The 14,352-nt window shown below is 39.6% G+C and carries 15 protein-coding genes; all 15 read right to left on the bottom strand.

All coding sequences use genetic code 11. The annotated features are described in order from the left end of the window. Window positions 1-101 precede the first annotated feature (101 nt). Window positions 102-1,232, bottom strand: a complete 1,131-nt coding sequence (gene flhB / locus AC27IF_RS10900; protein WP_487054356.1) for a flagellar biosynthesis protein FlhB — start codon at window positions 1,230-1,232, stop codon at window positions 102-104. A gap of 16 nt (window positions 1,233-1,248) precedes the next feature. Continuing rightward, window positions 1,249-2,034: a flagellar biosynthetic protein FliR gene (fliR, locus tag AC27IF_RS10895; protein WP_487054355.1), complete on the bottom strand. Its 786-nt coding sequence runs from the start codon at window positions 2,032-2,034 to the stop codon at window positions 1,249-1,251. Further along, window positions 2,034-2,303: a flagellar biosynthesis protein FliQ gene (gene fliQ, locus AC27IF_RS10890; protein WP_487054354.1), complete on the bottom strand. Its 270-nt coding sequence runs from the start codon at window positions 2,301-2,303 to the stop codon at window positions 2,034-2,036. Before fliQ ends, fliR begins: the two co-directional genes overlap by 1 nt. Before the next feature lie 35 nt (window positions 2,304-2,338). After that, window positions 2,339-3,100 (bottom strand): flagellar type III secretion system pore protein FliP, encoded by a 762-nt coding sequence (gene fliP / locus AC27IF_RS10885; protein ID WP_487054473.1) that lies wholly within the window; start codon window positions 3,098-3,100, stop codon window positions 2,339-2,341. Between the two features lie 30 nt (window positions 3,101-3,130). Then, the gene (gene fliO, locus AC27IF_RS10880; RefSeq protein WP_487054353.1) at window positions 3,131-3,652 is read right to left on the bottom strand and encodes a flagellar biosynthetic protein FliO; all 522 of its coding nucleotides are present in this window, start codon (window positions 3,650-3,652) and stop codon (window positions 3,131-3,133) included. Then, entirely contained in the window at window positions 3,652-4,059 is a 408-nt protein-coding gene (gene fliN / locus AC27IF_RS10875; protein ID WP_487054352.1) for a flagellar motor switch protein FliN, read from the bottom strand. The genes fliO and fliN overlap by 1 nt, the downstream gene beginning before the upstream one ends. Before the next feature lie 63 nt (window positions 4,060-4,122). After that, window positions 4,123-5,187, bottom strand: a complete 1,065-nt coding sequence (fliM, locus tag AC27IF_RS10870) for a flagellar motor switch protein FliM (RefSeq protein WP_487054351.1) — start codon at window positions 5,185-5,187, stop codon at window positions 4,123-4,125. Between the two features lie 71 nt (window positions 5,188-5,258). Continuing rightward, window positions 5,259-5,819, bottom strand: a complete 561-nt coding sequence (gene fliL / locus AC27IF_RS10865) for a flagellar basal body-associated protein FliL (RefSeq protein WP_487054349.1) — start codon at window positions 5,817-5,819, stop codon at window positions 5,259-5,261. A gap of 137 nt (window positions 5,820-5,956) precedes the next feature. After that, window positions 5,957-8,080, bottom strand: coding sequence for a flagellar hook-length control protein FliK (locus AC27IF_RS10860; protein ID WP_487054347.1), 2,124 nt, complete (start codon window positions 8,078-8,080; stop codon window positions 5,957-5,959). A 102-nt stretch (window positions 8,081-8,182) separates the two neighbouring features. Then, window positions 8,183-8,626, bottom strand: a complete 444-nt coding sequence (fliJ, locus tag AC27IF_RS10855; protein WP_487054345.1) for a flagellar export protein FliJ — start codon at window positions 8,624-8,626, stop codon at window positions 8,183-8,185. A gap of 29 nt (window positions 8,627-8,655) precedes the next feature. After that, on the bottom strand, window positions 8,656-10,029 hold the full coding sequence (fliI, locus tag AC27IF_RS10850) for a flagellar protein export ATPase FliI (protein ID WP_487054343.1): 1,374 nt from the start codon (window positions 10,027-10,029) through the stop codon (window positions 8,656-8,658). Between the two features lie 63 nt (window positions 10,030-10,092). Then, on the bottom strand, window positions 10,093-10,875 hold the full coding sequence (gene fliH / locus AC27IF_RS10845; protein ID WP_487054341.1) for a flagellar assembly protein FliH: 783 nt from the start codon (window positions 10,873-10,875) through the stop codon (window positions 10,093-10,095). A 52-nt stretch (window positions 10,876-10,927) separates the two neighbouring features. Further along, window positions 10,928-11,986: a flagellar motor switch protein FliG gene (gene fliG / locus AC27IF_RS10840; RefSeq protein WP_487054340.1), complete on the bottom strand. Its 1,059-nt coding sequence runs from the start codon at window positions 11,984-11,986 to the stop codon at window positions 10,928-10,930. Further along, entirely contained in the window at window positions 11,979-13,709 is a 1,731-nt protein-coding gene (fliF, locus tag AC27IF_RS10835; protein WP_487054472.1) for a flagellar basal-body MS-ring/collar protein FliF, read from the bottom strand. Before fliF ends, fliG begins: the two co-directional genes overlap by 8 nt. Before the next feature lie 179 nt (window positions 13,710-13,888). Continuing rightward, window positions 13,889-14,242: a flagellar hook-basal body complex protein FliE gene (gene fliE / locus AC27IF_RS10830; RefSeq protein ID WP_487054338.1), complete on the bottom strand. Its 354-nt coding sequence runs from the start codon at window positions 14,240-14,242 to the stop codon at window positions 13,889-13,891. Window positions 14,243-14,352: the final 110 nt, after the last annotated feature.

Here is a 14,352-nt window from a genome sequence, read left to right as displayed (position 1 = left end):
CGCTAGTTGTGAAATTGCAAAAGCTATACCAAAAATCAATTCGTGGCGAAGTTTAAACCTTAAAATAAAACGTTTAGCTGTTTATGCTTTGATTTAAGATCTTAGTACTTGAAGTCGTCTGGTATAGGTAAGTTTTTCGCAATTGGGATAGGTCTTTTAGCACGACCTCTTTTATGTAAGTCCAACTGATAAATAAAGGCTAATACTTGAGCCACAGCAGCAAATAGCTCTTCAGGAATATCTTGATCAACTTCCGCAGTATAATATAGTGAACGTGCTAAAGCGGGCGCAGGAATAATTTCCACACCATGCTCTTTACCTATAGTTCTAATATGAATTGCCATTTCATCAATGCCTTTTGCGATAAGAACAGGCGCACCACCTACTGCAGAGTCATACTTTAAAGCAACACTAAAATGTGTCGGGTTAGTGATAATCACATCAGCATTGGGCACTTCAGCCATTTGACGACGCTGTGACATTTCATATTGAGTACGTTTTATACGCCCTTTAATTTCAGGATTACCTTCAGTATTTTTATGCTCATCTTTTATTTCTTGTTTAGTCATTTTTAACTGACGAGTATGATTCCAAACCTGATAGGGGGCATCAATGGCGGCAATGATACCGACTGACAAAGAAAGGACTAAAAACATCCACAATAGCATGTTAACTGCATGTTCAAAGTTCGTTGGTATGGTTTCTAAACTTAAACCTAAAATTTGATCGAAGAAACTACTCAGCAATAAAAAAGCCACGATAAAAACGACGAAAAATTTTAACAAGGATTTTATTAACTCTACTGCGGCTTGTACACCGAACATACGTTTAAAGCCAGCGAGGGGTGATAATTTACTGGCTTTAGGTGCCATTGCTTCCCAAGAGAAACTCATACCACCTAACATAGTATTGCCAACAAACGCGGCAAGTATAACGATAAAAAAGATCCACAATATTGGCCATATAACAGCACCAACGGTGCTACTAATAACATTAAATAGGGCATTAACATCCATTGCTTCAGCTCGGGTGATAGTAAACATACGTTTCATCGCCTGAAATAAGCCATCCACTAGTGAGCTGCCCATTAAGAACATGGCGCATGCGGTGCCCACTAAGACAAACATGGTACCTAAGTCTTTAGAGCGTGCTATCTGACCTTTTTTTCTTGCGTCAGTTAGCTTTTTCGCTGTCGGTTGTTCGGATTTTTCACCGCTGTCTGAATCTGCCATAGTGTTTTACCCTAAATCAGGGAGTTGCTCTACAGTCTATAAGGTAGCAACTAAAATCTAACGCGCGTTGCCACTGTAGTTCAAAATGGGTTAGGAAATTACCAAAAGTCAGCCACATAATAAGTAAACCTGCCATCATGGTAATTGGAAAACCAATAGCAAATATATTAAGCTGTGGCGCAGCTCGAGTCATGATCCCGAAAGAGAAATTAATAACAAGCATCGCCGTAAGAGGTGCTAACGCTAATGATAGCGCCGTCGCAAACATCCAACTTCCCCACTCTGCAATCTCTTTAAATTTAGTACTTGATAAATAATCACTGCCAATGGGTAAAGTATCAAAGCTAGCCACAACAAACTGCAAATAAGCAAGGTGTCCATCCATCACCCAAAAAAGTAATGAAGATAATATTAAAAAGAATTGACCAACAGCGGGAACATTCATACCACTTGCGGGATCAACTAATGAGGCAAAGCCTAACCCAGACTGCATGGCGATAATTTGTCCGGCTAAGGTAAAGGTATTTACCACCATCACTGTGATAAAACCAAGCATGACACCAATAATAGTTTGCTGCGCCACTATAATTACCGTATTAAAAGATAATAACTGTTCAACATTTGTTGGTGGAATAGCCGGCATTATTGCAAAGGTTATTGTTATGCAAAGAAACAGTTTAATACGCGTAGGGATGGTGCGAGCCCCAAAACCTATCATAGTCATTACTAAGGCGGAGACACGAGTGAAAGGCAGAATAAAATCAGCCAGATATTGATTAATAACTGACTCAGTAAATTCCATTAGCTAACCACACTTGGAATACTAGCCACTAACCTGAAAGTATAATCCATCAACTTTTCAACCCCCCAATGACCGCCATAAATAAGCGCTAGCAGAGTAACAATAAGTCTTGGCAAGAAACTTAAAGTTTGTTCGTTGATAGAGGTTGCAGCTTGGAATATAGCGACAATTAAGCCAATAAATAAACTAGGCAAGATCACAGCACTAACCAGTATAATTACTAGTAGTAACGCATCTCTTAATATGTCAACAAAGACCTCTGGACCCATTTTATCTTCTCTTGTTTACTTAAAGGTCTACGCCTTTAACTGCCTAAACCATAACTTGTAGCTATGGTGCCTATCACTAAATTCCAACCGTCAACTAACACGAATAGCATTAATTTAAACGGTAATGACACTATCATTGGCGATAACATCATCATACCCATGGCCATTAAAATACTTGCTACGACTAAATCAATGATCAAAAAGGGAATAAACAAAATAAAACCTATTTGAAACGCAGTTTTTAATTCACTGATAATAAAAGCAGGAATAATCACCGTCATTGGTAAATCAGTTGGCTTATCAACTGCATTTAAACCTGCCATAGAGGCTAAAGTATCTAAATCTTTTAATCTTGTTTGCTCAAGCATAAAAGCGCGTAATGGCACCTTACCTTGATCAATAGCTTCCACTGATGTGAGCTGTTTTGCAAGGTAGGGCTGTATCGCCGTTTCATCTATTTGATTATAAACTGGCGTCATAATAAATAAGGTCATAAATAAGGTTAACCCTATTATCACTTGGTTTGACGGTGTTTGTTGTAAGCCAAAGGCTTGTCGCAAAATCGCCATAACCACAACAATACGTGTAAAAGAAGTCATCATAATAACGGCTGCAGGAATAAAACTGAGCGCCGTCATAAAAATTAATATTTGCAGTGTGACAGAGTATTCTTGTGACCCATCAGCATTGGTGGTGAGTTTTAATGCTGACATAGACAAATCTTCTGCCGCATAGATGCCAAAGCTTGGGCTAAAAGCGATTAAAAATAATAAAGTCAGTAAGAGCGTTTTTTTCATCATAATTATTTATCGTTAACTTACTTTTAATTAATTTTCTTTGAGTTTAGAGGGCTGGTTACTGGCCTTTTTTAAAAAGTTAAGTACATTACCCGCCATTGGCAAGGCTGACTCACTATTTATTTGTAAGGGCTCTTCTAGGTTTTCAATTAAGGTAATTTGTGAAGCTGTAACACCTAACACGAGCTGTTGTTCGGCTATTTGCACTACCACAACACGCTCTTTAGCGCCTAAAGATAAACTGGCTACCACTTTCAATTGACTGGTGTTTTGCTGGGTAATATTAAAACGTTTTAACACTAGGGCACTGATAATGATTATGGCTAATACCATCAACAAGGATACGATCATGCTGCCGGCATCCATATTTGCCATCACATGCTTTCCTACTTCTGGAGTTTGTTCAGCCGCAGCAAGTTTAGACTCTGTACTTTGTTCAGCTATACGCTCGACTCCCTGCTCTGCCTCTTGTTGTGTCTCTTGCTGTGCATAGGCTACTTGGAAAAATAAACTCAATATAATGGCTGATAAAACACTAACGAGTCTTGTCATTATTTTAACTTTTTAATACGTTCTATTTGGCTGATCACATCGGTTAAACGAATACCAAACTTGTCATTAACCACCACAACTTCCCCATGGGCGATTAATGTGCCGTTAACTAAGACATCAAGCGCTTCACCTGCGACGCGGTCTAATTCAACAACAGAGCCTTGGTTTAACTGTAATAAATTTCGGATGCTTATATTACTGCGCCCTACTTCCATTGAGATAGTCACAGGAATATCTAAAATCGCATCTAACTTGCGCTTTTCTTCCCCGGTTATCGGGTTGTCATCTTCGGTAAGCTCTTCAAGCTCAACCGCTTCGGCTTCTTCAGATTCTTTCGATGAGGCTTCGGCTTGTTCGTCTAAAGCCTCGTCCCACATACTTAGATCTTCATCATTATCATTACTCATACCGCTTGCCTCAATGTTCAATTCTGTAAAATATTATGCTTGATTTACAACCCGTTATTTAGGTTATAAATCATCTTCAAGTAGCTGCAACTCTGCATCACTATCAAGACGTTTTCCGCCTTTGGTTAAAATGGTCAACTCAGATTTAACTGATTCTGGACGCCTAATTTTTTCTTCAATTTTCAATGCTACGTTATCGCGGCTTCGACCTAGCTTAGCCCTAAATGTCGGTAAATCTTCGATAAGCACAGTAATATGATCTGGCATTTCAATTGGGATAATATCGCCAGCTTGTAAATCCATTACTTGGCTTAAAGGTATTTCTACTTCTAAAAATTTGGTATTAATTGCAACAGGAACATCCATAATTTCATCTCGAAGTGCTTTCGACCAACGCATGTCAGTATCTTCTTTATCACTTTGCACACCTGCATCGAGAAGCTCCCTAATCGGCTCTAACATAGAGTATGGCAATGCCACATGAAAATCGCCGCCACCGCCATCAAGTTCAATATGAAAGGAGCTGATCACGACCACTTCTGTTGGACTAACAATATTTGCCATTGATGGGTTTACTTCTGAGTCTAAATATTCAAAAGAAACATCCATTACCGGCGACCAAGCTTCTTTATAGTCTTCAAAAATAAGCTTTAACAACATTTGAATAATTCGACGCTCTGTTGGCGTAAATTCACGACCTTCAATTTTTGCGTGATATCGGCCATCGCCACCAAAAAAGTTATCCACTAAAATAAAAACTAATCTTGCTTCCATGGTGATTAAGGCAGTACCTTTTAGAGGACGAAAGCGCACCATATTCAAACTTGTAGGTACAAATAAAGTGTGAATATACTCACCAAATTTAATCATTTGTATGCCATTAATAGACACTTCAGCCGTACGGCGCATCATATTGAATAAACTAATCCGCATATGACGAGCGAAACGCTCATTGACCATTTCCAGCGTTGGCATACGACCACGCACAATACGGTCTTGTGAAGAAAAATCATAGTCAGAGGTACCGTCTTTTCGCTCGGCAACCTCTTCAACTACTTCTTCTTCTTCAACGTCATCAACACCATGTAACAATGCATCAATTTCGTCTTGCGATAGTAAATCACTCAATGGTCATTCTCTTTTTTAACTTAGTTTCTATTAATAACTTAAAGGTTAATTTCTCGTGCACTGGCTTTTGATTACTGCATCACAAAACCGGTAAATAATACTTTTTCAATTGTCTTATTGCCTTCAACATCCGTCATGGCTTTTTGTACAGCGGCTAATGACTGCTGCTTCAACGATTCTTTACCTGCACTTGTTGATAAATCGTCGGCATTGGCTTGTGAAAAAATACCTAATAAGGTGCTTTCAATTAAAGGCACATGCATTTTGGCATTTTCTTCATTATCGCCACCGCGAACGAGTAATTGCACTCTAATCTCTACAAAGCGATCTCGTGCAGCACCAGGAACATTAAATCTAAAAGGTCTTGGCATTGGAACATAAAGGGCAGTACCAACCTGTGCACCTTGTTGTTCAGTGCTTTGCGTGGTTGCTGATTCTGAATCTAATGCTGAATCAAGTTGCTCTTGACTCACTGGCTCATCACCACCTGACATAAAAAAGAAATAGCCACCTGCTGCGCCAAGTAAAACGACTACAGCAATTATGATGATTAGCATTTTTTTCTTTTTACCACCACCATCTAATTCTAATTCAGCTTCATTACCTTCGGCTGTTTCTTTCTCATCTGCCATGATTCGCCCTTGTTTGTTTTATATTGAACATAACTATCATTAGATAATATCCTTGAAACGCATCCTAGCCAATGTGTTTTCATCAACTTAACTACATTTTGCTCAATTTCTGATCGTTTAGCGGTAATTATTTCTTATTAAGCATAATAATCAACAGCATTTACCGATGAGTTAATCATATTTCCTGATAACGTGTGCTCCATCATATCTTCTGCTTGAGCAATATCTTCGTTTTGTTGAAAGCCTGATTTATCACTACCTTTGTTGTCTGACTGTTGTGATTGCTGCTCAACATTGGCATCACCAACATCAACCCCTTGCTCGGCTAGCATATCTCTTAACTTATGCATATTTTGCTCTAATGCGTCTTTAGCATGTTGATTTTGCACCATAAAACTTACCGCGGCTTGCTCGTTCTGCAAGTTTACTCTCACTTGCATATTTCCTAACTCAGGCGGGTCTAGGGTGATATCAAATTGTTGTAACTTTTGTGAAATCATCAACATAACTTTATCTTTTACCGCATCAGTAAAGTCTTTTCTAAAAATAGAAATCGTTTCTTGGTGCAACTGTGCATTTGATTTCTGACTTTGAGGAACTTCAGTTGCCACAGCAGGGTTTAATAGTTCAATTGACTGCTGTTCTTGTGCTTGTTGAGCAACTTGTGTTGCTCTACTACTGACGTCGGTGAAGCTGGCATTTGCTGTCACCTCAGCCTTTACATTTTTAACTGTTTTATCAGCTGCTGCCACCTCTTCAGTGACTACGGCTTGTTTTTTGGCCGCTAACTGTTCTTGCTCAGACAATTGTGATACATCTTGCTTTTGAGCATTATTTTCTTGTTGGGCAATAACTTCATTTGCTTTTACAGCTTGGTTTGTATGCTTCATTTTTTGAACATCAGCGGCTGCAGAACGAGACTGTTTAGTATTTTCAGAGTTAATTGCCGTTTTTCCTGCAACCTGATTACTTGTTGCTATTTGGTTATTCGCTATCGCAACTTTACTGTCACTTTCAGAAACTAATGGCTGCTCAATGTTAACATCACTACCGTCACTAACTACCTCGGTACTGTCTTGTATGGTTGACTCTGTAAAATTCGTTTTTAATTGTTTATCAGCAGATAATAACGACTCTTTGTTTTGCTGTTGTTTCGCTTGTGCTAACGCTTCAACTTTTTGTGATAGTGCCGATTGAGCCTGTTCAAACTGACTTGCCGCATCTGTTGCTATTTTTATCGCAACAGTTTTTTGTACTTCGATCAACTCCGGATTCATAGCGTTTTTGATACTTTCTATCGTAGTATCAGAAATATCAGTAGCATTTTTAACACTAGAAGTAGGTGTAGCATTACCACTTAAACCACTTGTTTTAATTTTGCTCTCTAGATCTTGCTCGGTATGATTTTGAGAGGATTTTTGACCATTACTTTCTTCACTAGGCGTCAAAACTGAAGCATTAATGGCTGTCACTTTTTGTTCTGATTTTGATTTTATTAATTGAGCTTGCTCTGATTCAGTTAAGGTATCAGCACTGCCTGTGGTTTTAACACCTCGCTGCTCACTCCCTATAGCCTCTTCACTTTTGCCTTCAACAAAGGGCTCTACAGGTAGCTTAGCTATACCTTTATCAGCTTTTTCATGTTTAGACTCACTGCTTAACAACTGCTTTTTATCAATAACACTTTGCGTGACTTGTTGCTCAATTTGCTCTGCCGACAACGCTTTAGCAACACCCGATAAATCAGCAACTAGGTTACTACTATTGAGTAAAAGTTTAGTTTCATACAAGGCTTTTTGCTCTGCAGATAAAGGAGCTACGTCTTTATGTGATGACTGAGTGTCATTGAGTAATGTACTGTCGGCTTTATGTAAAAACGACATCAGCTGCTCTGACTCTGATAATGCTTGTTGCTCAGCAGCTTTATCACTTTCTTGACCGTTATTGCCGCTCGCGGCAACTTCTTGCTGCTCAGATGTTTTATCTACATCACCACTGATATCATCTTTATTAAGCTCTCGACCCTTGCTTTGATTTGCTGATTTAGTTGTGTGCTGAGCGTTATCATTATGCCGGGAGTTTTCTGTTGAGGTGTTAGCCTCATCTTTTTTTGCATTCGACTTTTCGTGACTTGTAGCAAGGTGCTGGTCGATAAGTTGTGAAAATTCTTCATTACCCTCAGTGCTAGAAAACCTTGCGTTTTCTTCAGTCGACTCGACATGTTGTGAGACACTAATCGGTAATACATTAAGTTGCGGCATATTTATTCCAACACTAAAGCTAATAGCAAAGTTAACACAGACGGTATATTAATTAGTATAAATGCTGCAAAAAACATTCCAGATTAAAATACTAACTAAGTTTTATGACGATTGACGACGAATAAATTGCTGTGTGGCGATTTCATCAAACATATTTTGCTCTTTTTTATTAGCAATTTTGGTCAGAGCAACTTGCCGTTTAGCTGCCAACATTTCAACGGCCTGTACTTTTTGTCTTTGCTTTAGCCATAATTCTCGACTCTGTGTAACCAATGCTTTTGCTTGTTTCATGGCTATTTCGACTTGTGACGAGGCGTAATCCAGCTTACTAATAAAAGCATGATAATGGTTATACGTAGCGCTATCCAAACCAATACTAGAGCGTTGGCTTAACCGTTTCATATACTCAAGACGATAATCAGCAACACTCTGTAGACGTATAACATTTTGTTGGTAATCGTTTTCAGCCACTCGTAATGTGTTTGCTGCTAACTCTTCTTTACCTTGTTCAAACTTTAATAAGGTTTCAAGTTGCTTTGTCGCCATTACTACTCTCCCAAAATAGTTATAATCACCTAAGCGGGTGCGCCTTGGTTAGCATTTGCTTGGCTGTTGGCATTCGCCGCAGCAATGATTTCTTTTAGCTGACCAATACTTTGCTCATAAGGAATAACTTCTTGCATTTGCTGTTGTAAAAAGAAGTTAATGACAGGGACCACTTTAATCGCTTGATCAATACGGGGATCATTACCTTGGGTATACGCACCAATGGCAATCAGATCTTTGTTTTGTTGGTAAACTGCATATATTTGTTTAAGTTGACGTGCCAAAGATTGGTGCTCTTCACTTGCCACCATAGGCATAACCCGAGAAATAGAGCCTTCTATATCAACGGCTGGATAATGCCCTGAATCAGCTAGCTCTCTTGATAATACGATATGCCCATCTAAAATGGCTCTTGCAGCATCAGCGATGGGATCTTGTAAATCATCTCCTTCCGTTAATACGGTATAAAACGCGGTGATAGACCCTTGACCTTCCCCACCATTACCTGCTCGTTCAACCAACTGTGGTAATTTTGAAAATACCGATGGCGGGTAACCCTTTGTTGCAGGAGGCTCGCCAACAGCTAAAGCTATTTCACGCTGTGCTTGTGCGTATCGTGTTAATGAGTCGAGTAATAATAAAACGTTTAAACCTTTATCACGAAAGTATTCGCTAATTTGTACCGCACTTTCACAGCCCTTTAAACGCATTAAAGGTGAGTTATCCGCTGGTGATGCCACCACTACTGAGCGAGCACGTCCTTCTTCGCCAAGAATTTCTTCAATAAATTCTTTTACTTCTCGGCCACGCTCTCCGACTAAACCTACAACAATAACATCGGCATTTGTACCTCGAGTCATCATGCCCATCAGAACACTTTTACCAACACCTGAGCCGGCAAATAATCCCATTCGCTGCCCTTTCCCCACGCTGATAAAACTATTAATAGCTCTAACACCAACATCAAGTGGCTCAGTAATCGCGCGTCTAGATAAAGGGTTAATTGGCTGATTATCGTTTACATAATCGTTATCTGACTCTATAGGCCCTTTGCCGTCTAATGGTTTACCTATGCCATTAATGACTCGGCCAAGTAATTTCATTGATAAAGGTAAATGTAGTTTTGTTGATACGGGTAAAACACGAGCTCCAGGTGAAACACCTCGCAAGCTTTCTTCTGGCATAAGATAAGTAATATCTTGAGCAAATCCAACCACTTCTGCCAGTAAGTCACCATGAATAGTTTCGACTAAACATTGGCTGCCAACATGCGCTTTAACGCCAACGGCTTCTAAAGTTAGTCCCACCACCCGCACTAAGCGGCCAGCCACACTTTCTTTAAAAGGATGAACAAAGCGTTGACTGTTTTTAAGTCGTTCACTAATGCGTGCACTATCTACCATGACTTACCTTTTTAAAATTACTAAAGCGCGAACAAGTTCCCGCCTACACTTTTTGCATCAAGGCTATTGATGTAAAGCATCTTGCAAAAATGACTCCAATACTTGTTTCAAACGCGATTTCATCTGTAAATCAATATTTGAAGTACTGTTTTCAATTTGACAACTACCTGGAGTGAGTTGAGGTGCTGGCAAAAGGTGCCAACCACTTTCTTTAAGATGTTGTTCACCAAATTGTTGTGCTACTAATTTGATGTCATCTGGGTGTAAGTGAATTTGTGTTTGTGCTTCATTACTTGGCAGGACTTTAATGCCAGTACTGATTGCCGCCATCAAAATATCTGGATTTGTTTTGGCTTCTTGTAATACCACGGCTTCTGTAAGCTGTACCACTAAATTAAGTAGTTGCTCTTCAACATTTTTTTCAACACTTGCTAGCGGTTTATCAAGCTGTTCAATTAAACCTTGCCAGTGAGCGCTTAAATTATCTATGGTTTCTTTACCTGCGGCGAGCCCTTGCTCTGTGCCTACTTCGATTCCTTGATTTGTACCTTCTGTTAGCCCTTCGCTCTTGCCTTCTTCGTATCCTTTGGCAAAACCTTCTTCTTTACCTTGATTAAAACCTTCTTCATGTGCCGCTTGTCTTATGGCTTCAATTTCTTCAGCGGTAAGGGGCTGTACTTCAAGCTCTTCTTCTTCAGGTGGCTCATATTGCCAATTTGTTTTTTTACCTAACGCATTAGTATGCTGTTCTTCTTGTGCTGTTGGCTTAGATTCAACATTAGGCAGTGCCCAGACATCAGAGTCTTGTTGGTCTGCTTTAATGATACGAATAGGTGATTTGTTCATGTTAATTTACTCAATACTGCTAAACATCAAAATAATACCAGAGCATATAAGCTTATAAGAACTCATCGCCGCCGCCGCCGCCGCCAAGCATAATTTCACCTGCATCAGATAATCGACGCGCGATAGAAAGAATTTCTTTTTGTGCCGCTTCTACTTCACTGATCCTTACAGGCCCCATAGCTTCTAAATCATCCGCTAACATTTCGGCAGCACGTTTAGACATATTGCCTAATATTTTCTCTTTCAGGGCATCATCAGTCCCCTTAATAGCTTTCATTAAGGCATCTTGTTGTACTTCACGTAAAATAGCCTGCATGCCTCTATCATCAACATCCGCCAAGTTTTCAAAGACAAACATTAAGTCTTGAATTTGTTGACTCATTTCTTCATCACTTTCACGGATAGCATCCATCAACATACCTTCTACATTAGTATCAAGGTAGTTCATAATGTCCGCTGCTGCTTTCAAGCCGCCCATCTTCGCAGCTTGCGCACCTGCTTGGCCAGCAAACTGTTTCTCCATGATTTCATTTAATTCTTGTAGTGCCGCTGGTTGTACTTCTTCTAAATTGGCAATACGCATCATTAAGTCTAAACGAACTTTTTCAGTAAATTGCCCTACAATTTCAGCGGATTGCTCTGGCTCTAAATAAGATAAAACTATGGTTTGAATTTGAGGATGTTCATTACGAATAATATTAGCTACTTGTTTAGAGTCCATCCACTTCAATGAATCTAAACCTTTAGCACCACCACCCATAACAATTTGGTCAATCAAATTCCCTGCTTTATCTTCACCTAATGCCGCGGTTAAGGCTTTACGCACAAATTCTTCACTTTGGAAACCAATAGTAGAGAAGTTTTGTATTTCATGAATAAACTGCTTGTGAACAGCCGTTATTTTTTCTTGAGTAAAATCTTCCATCGCCGCCATAACCGTACCGACTTGCTGTACTTGCTTTGGCTCAAGATGTTTTAATATTTGCGCAGCATCTTCTTCAGATAAACTTAACAGTAAAATACCTGCTTTTTCAGCGCCTTCTAACTTATCTACATCAAAGCCTGATGGTGCTGCAGTTAATTCAGCAACTTCTTGGGTTTCATCACTCATCTTCGTTCAACCAACTTTTAACTACTTGCGACGACAATTCTGGCTCATTTGCTACTAAGGCACGAACCGCTTTTAATACATCTTCATCTCGGTGCAGATCAGGTAATTGTAAACTACCATCTGGGGCGAAACCAACATTACCAGCATCAAATTCAGAGGTAAGCATATCCATAGTTTCATCACCTAAATCAATATGACTATCCAGTGACTTATCACCATAGTCTTCAGGCGTACTGTCTGGGTAAATTAAGCGTTTCAGCATTGGGCGAACAACGGCTAGAATAAGCACAATAATCACCAAAGCTCCCATCACTAATTTTAGCACCTTCATAAACCAAGGTTGCTCCCAGATAGGAACTTCTGCAACTGCGCCAAAATCAGAACGACTAAATGGAATAGTAATAACTTCTAGGATATCACCACGCTGTAAATCAAAGCCGATACTTCCTTGCAATAAACGGCGTATGGCTGCAATTTCTACTTCAGATCTAGGTGCTTTGCTCGCACTCGCTGTTTGTACATTTTCACTATCCCCCTCTACAGGGGCTGGAGTTGCACCATCAACATAATCTAAAGCGACAGAAACACTGACTTTTCTAATAATACCGGCCTGCTGCTTCGTATGGCTTATAGCTTCATCGAGTTCATAATTTTTAGTGGACTCACTGTGTTTTCTACTCGGCATAGCTTTATGTTGGCCTGTGGTAGCATCTTCTGGAATACTTGACTCTAACGGAGGCTGGTTGGTTAATGCGCCAGGGATTCCCCCTAATGCGCCACCGATAGTGTTATCTTCTACTTTCATTTCACTGCGCAGTGCTGGTAAATCAGAGTTATACCTGCGCGCTGTTTCTTCTGTATGTGTGAAATCCATAGTGACATCAACTTGAGCAGTATAATTACCTAAGCCAACAACAGGAATCAAAATACTATCGATTTTATCTCGATACTCTTGTTCACGTTTTTGTTCAATTTCAAATTCACCACGAGAACGTGATGAAATGGAGTCTTGTGAGCCAGAGTTAAGTAAGCGACCATTTTGATCGGTAACCGTAACTCGATTCGGACTTAACCCTTGTACTGCTGAGGCAACAATATCCACCACAGCATCCACTTCTTCTGCAGATAATAAGCGACCACGTCGTAGCGTTAATACCACAGTTGCCGATGGATTCTTTTCACGGCGAGCAAAAATATTTTCTTTTGGGATGGCTAGTAAGACCTTGGCACGAGAAATACTTTGCAATTGCTCAATAGTTTTGCCTAACCTTTGCTCACGACCGTATTTTAATCGCTCTTGCTCCATTCTTTGGCTGACACCAAAGCCCATGTCCTTCATCAATACGTCTTCACCCTGAGAAGGCTCACTGTTTAAACCTTCACGGGCAAGTAATAATTTAATGTTCTGGTATTCGTCTGTTGGTACTGAAATAGTGTTGTTTTCTTGACGATAATCCACTTTATTGGCATCAAGAAAATCCATTGTTTTGATAAGTTGCTCGGTGGGTAATTTAGATAAAAAACGGTAATCTGGCTCATTGGCTAAAATAATGACAAATACCGCGATAGCCAAACAAATGGATAAAGCCACAACTAAGGTTATTTGACGTAAAATATCAACATTACCTAATGTGGCAGAAAAGCCTGATTTTTGCTCTTGCATGGCACCATTGTCACCTGAATCGCTGGCAATCATATCTGTGCCACCATCAGTTGCTACCATTGTATTTGTGTCAGCCACTTAACTTCTCCACTACTACTTATTTTTAAATTGTTACTTTAGATTTTATTAACTCACATTTAAGAGTGAATAAACCATCAAGAGCAAGGCGCTTGAATGATGAATAGCTTGCCTATTGAGAATGAAAGCAACGAAGCTATTATTGGTTTAGGCCGCTTAAATTAAACTGGCATGCTCATAATTTCTTTATAGGCCTCAACAAATTTATTTCTTACTTGCACGGTTGCATCTAACGCAATACCTGATTTACTTGAAGCGATCATCACTTCTGCCAAAGTCACGTTACGATCCCCCATTTCAAACGCCATTTTTTTAGCGCCGGTATCTTGTTGTAAATCATTAACCGTTTTTAATGCATCGGTGAGTAAATCGCCAAAATTATTCGTTGATTGATTAACTTCTCTTGGCGCATTTACGGCTTGTAAGTCACCACCCACAGCAGGAATTTTACTGCCTGTAGCTTGAGATGACATACTTTGCATTTGAGCAAATAAAGAATTTGTGTTGATATCCATGATGGGCTCACTTGTGTCAATTTTTTGCTTATTAAAGCTTTTAACAACCTATTAATGGTAATAGTGCAAGCATGGTGCCAAAAGGACAGTTTCAACTAGGATGAGCGCTA

The sequence above is a fragment of the Colwellia sp. KS18-150 genome, from assembly GCF_057551365.1.
This window is presented reverse-complemented; position numbering and strand designations above follow the sequence as displayed.

What these genes read in the sequence shown, in the direction of transcription:
- flhB (WP_487054356.1), bottom strand. Translation starts at nt 1,232, where the DNA reads ATGGCAGATTCAGACAGCGGTGAAAAATCCGAACAACCGACAGCGAAA.
- fliR (WP_487054355.1), bottom strand. Translation starts at nt 2,034, where the DNA reads ATGGAATTTACTGAGTCAGTTATTAATCAATATCTGGCTGATTTTATT.
- fliQ (WP_487054354.1), bottom strand. Translation starts at nt 2,303, where the DNA reads ATGGGTCCAGAGGTCTTTGTTGACATATTAAGAGATGCGTTACTACTA.
- fliP (WP_487054473.1), bottom strand. Translation starts at nt 3,100, where the DNA reads ATGAAAAAAACGCTCTTACTGACTTTATTATTTTTAATCGCTTTTAGC.
- fliO (WP_487054353.1), bottom strand. Translation starts at nt 3,652, where the DNA reads ATGACAAGACTCGTTAGTGTTTTATCAGCCATTATATTGAGTTTATTT.
- fliN (WP_487054352.1), bottom strand. Translation starts at nt 4,059, where the DNA reads ATGAGTAATGATAATGATGAAGATCTAAGTATGTGGGACGAGGCTTTA.
- fliL (WP_487054349.1), bottom strand. Translation starts at nt 5,819, where the DNA reads ATGGCAGATGAGAAAGAAACAGCCGAAGGTAATGAAGCTGAATTAGAA.
- AC27IF_RS10860 (WP_487054347.1), bottom strand. Translation starts at nt 8,080, where the DNA reads ATGCCGCAACTTAATGTATTACCGATTAGTGTCTCACAACATGTCGAG.
- fliJ (WP_487054345.1), bottom strand. Translation starts at nt 8,626, where the DNA reads ATGGCGACAAAGCAACTTGAAACCTTATTAAAGTTTGAACAAGGTAAA.
- fliI (WP_487054343.1), bottom strand. Translation starts at nt 10,029, where the DNA reads ATGGTAGATAGTGCACGCATTAGTGAACGACTTAAAAACAGTCAACGC.
- fliH (WP_487054341.1), bottom strand. Translation starts at nt 10,875, where the DNA reads ATGAACAAATCACCTATTCGTATCATTAAAGCAGACCAACAAGACTCT.
- fliG (WP_487054340.1), bottom strand. Translation starts at nt 11,986, where the DNA reads ATGAGTGATGAAACCCAAGAAGTTGCTGAATTAACTGCAGCACCATCA.
- fliF (WP_487054472.1), bottom strand. Translation starts at nt 13,709, where the DNA reads ATGGTAGCAACTGATGGTGGCACAGATATGATTGCCAGCGATTCAGGT.
- fliE (WP_487054338.1), bottom strand. Translation starts at nt 14,242, where the DNA reads ATGGATATCAACACAAATTCTTTATTTGCTCAAATGCAAAGTATGTCA.